Annotated in this window: 2 protein-coding genes and 1 pseudogene; 1 reads left to right on the forward strand and 2 read right to left on the reverse strand. The window is 68.1% G+C overall.

What is annotated here, in order from left to right; genetic code table 11:
• A partial coding sequence (gene tnpC, locus VF632_RS02295; protein WP_331021225.1) for an IS66 family transposase occupies positions 1-1,263 on the forward strand: 1,263 nt, incomplete at its 5' end.
• Between the two features lie 28 nt (positions 1,264-1,291).
• Here the strand turns inward: tnpC (VF632_RS02295) and tnpC (VF632_RS02300) are convergent.
• Together tnpC (VF632_RS02300) and tnpB are read right to left on the reverse strand one after the other, a co-directional pair.
• A pseudogene (gene tnpC / locus VF632_RS02300) lies at positions 1,292-1,984 on the reverse strand (IS66 family transposase); the annotation flags it as partial.
• 53 nt (positions 1,985-2,037) lie between these two features.
• Positions 2,038-2,394: an IS66 family insertion sequence element accessory protein TnpB gene (gene tnpB / locus VF632_RS02305; RefSeq protein ID WP_331021226.1), complete on the reverse strand. Its 357-nt coding sequence runs from the start codon at positions 2,392-2,394 to the stop codon at positions 2,038-2,040.
• Positions 2,395-2,520: the final 126 nt, after the last annotated feature.

Raw genomic sequence — 2,520 nt, forward strand, 5'->3', positions numbered from 1 at the left:
GGCCTCAAGAAGCCGCCGCGCGTGTTCAAAAGCCTGCGCGGCCGATCAGGCAAGAAGAGCGGCGGCCAGACGGGCCACCATGGCGACACCCTGCGCCCGACCGACAAGCCAGACCGTATCGAGCGCCACGCCGCCACCACCTGCCGGCACTGCGAGGCATGCCTGACGGAGGCGATGGTCACGGGGGAGGAGCGCCGTCAGGTGTTCGACCAGCCGCAGCCGCACCTGGAAGTCACCGAGCATCGCACCGTGACTTACCGCTGCCACCATTGCCGCGGCGCCACCACGGCGGCATTTCCCGAGACGGTGACGGCGCAGGTGCAATACGGACCACGCCTGCGGGCAACAGCGGTCTATCTCAACGTGCAGCAATTGATCCCCGAGGATCGGGTCTGCGAAGCCATGGCCGATCTGTTCGCCACCGCCCGTCTCTGCCCCGCGAGCGTGGTCGCCTGGGTAGGCAAAGCCGCCGAGGCGCAGGCACCGGTGCTGGCGCATATCGCGGCGAGCGTCGTGGCCGCCAAGCTGCGTCACCTGGACGAGACCGGCTTTCGCGTCGGCGGCAAGACGCGCTGGCTGCACAGCGCCTCCAGCGCCGTCTACACGCACTACCGCGTCGGCGAGACGCGTGGCGACGTGCCCAGAACCATGGCTGACGGCGTCATCGTCCACGATCATTTCAAGGCCTACTACGCCCTGCGCGGTGCGCAACACGCCCTGTGCAATGCGCACCATCTGCGCGAGCTCCAGGCGCTCATCGAGATTGAGCGCGAGCCCTGGGCCCGCGTGATGCACGCGCTTCTGCGCGCGGCGAACAATCAGGTGTGCGAGGCCCGCGCGGGCGGCGCGGTGGCGTTGGTGGAGGCCGACAAACAGCGTATCTCGGTCGCCTACGATGCGGCACTGGCCTTGGGGTTTGCCTTGCACGAGGGCCAGGCGCCGCTCCTGCGCACGCCCGGCGCCCGCGGCAGGCCGCCGCGACGGACGGGGCACAATCTGCTGCTCCGCCTGCGCGACCGCAAAGCCGACGTGCTTCGGTTCACCGCGGACTTCGACGTGCCGTTCACCAACAACCAGGCGGAGCGAGACATCCGCATGATGAAGCTGCGGATGAAGATCTCCGGTGGGTTTCGAACCGTGGTCGGCGCGGAGATATTCGCCACTATGCGCTCGGTCATCTCCACCGCCCGGAAGCACGGGGTCAACATCCTGCGGGCGCTGACCATGCCACCAAACGAACTGGTGGAACTCCTCTCGGCATAACCGTCGACAGGGGGTGCTTGGGAGTTACATTCTTTCTGCTCAAGACCAACGGTCTGATGGCGCGCTCGACGACGTTTGAGTCCATCTCCACGCGGCCGTCCTCGAGAAACCGCTCGAGACCATCGCGGTGGTTCAGGGCGTAGCGGATCGCCTCTGCCGTCGGGCTGCCGCCTGGTAGTCGCGCCAGCTGCTGCTGGAGCCAGGCGAACAGGTCTGCCACCAGCGGCTGACTTCTGGCCTGCCGGGTGGCACGTCGGAGGTCGGGCGGCTCGCCGCGGATGGTATCCTCGATGGCGTAGAGCGCGGCGATGCGTCGGAGCGCCTCTTCAGCAATCGGCGCCGTCTTGTTCTTGGCGAGCTCAAAGAACCCACGTCGGACGTGGCTCCAGCAGTAGACCAGCGTTACGCCCTCGCCGCCGTCCTTCGGCGCGGCCAGGCCCTTGTAGCCGGCGTAGCCATCGCATTGCAGGATACCTGTGTAGCCGGCCAGCAGCTCCCGGGCGTGCTTGGCGCCGCGGCCCGGGGCGTAGTGGAACACCACGGCCGGCGGCTCGGTGCCGCCCCAGGGCCGGTCATCGCGGGCGATCGCCCAGGCAAAGCCTTTCTTCGTCTTGCCCCGGCCGGGGTCGAGCACCGGCATGGTGGTCTCGTCAGCAAACAGCCGCACCGAGCCGAGCAGAATCTCCCGCATCCGCGCCACCACCGGCCTGACCTCGAAGGCATCCTCTGGAAGAGCTTGCGTCGCTTCGCCGCTGCTGCTCAGCGGTCGAGAGTCTACGCCGCGGCCGTCGGCCTGGGAATCCTTCTCTCGCTCTGCACACGCGCATAATCGAGGCCAGAAAACAGCGCCGCAAACTGCACCGCCGACAGCCGAACCATGCCGTCGGTGATCGGCGGCCAGCGGAACGCGCCGCCCTGCAGCTCCTTCCAGACCAACACCAGGCCGCTCGCATCCCAGTGCAGGAGTTTCAGCTTGTCGCCCCGCTTCGAGCGGAAGACCAGGACCACGTCCGAGAAGGCATCCTCGTCCAGCGCCGCGGCCGCCAGCGCCGCCAAGCCGTGCGCGCCACGCCGGAAATCCACAGGCTTGGTCGCCAGCAGCACGCGTACGCCGGCCGGGATGGTGATCATGCCCCCGAGCCGCGCACCACACGCAGCACCGCAGTCAGGAGCGCCGGATCCACCCCAGGCGAAACCCGCACTACTGCCCCGGCCAGCACCACTGCGATTATCGCTTCGGAGGCGGCCACCTCAGCC

It is taken from the genome of Longimicrobium sp., assembly GCF_036388275.1.
Lineage (GTDB): Bacteria > Gemmatimonadota > Gemmatimonadetes > Longimicrobiales > Longimicrobiaceae > Longimicrobium.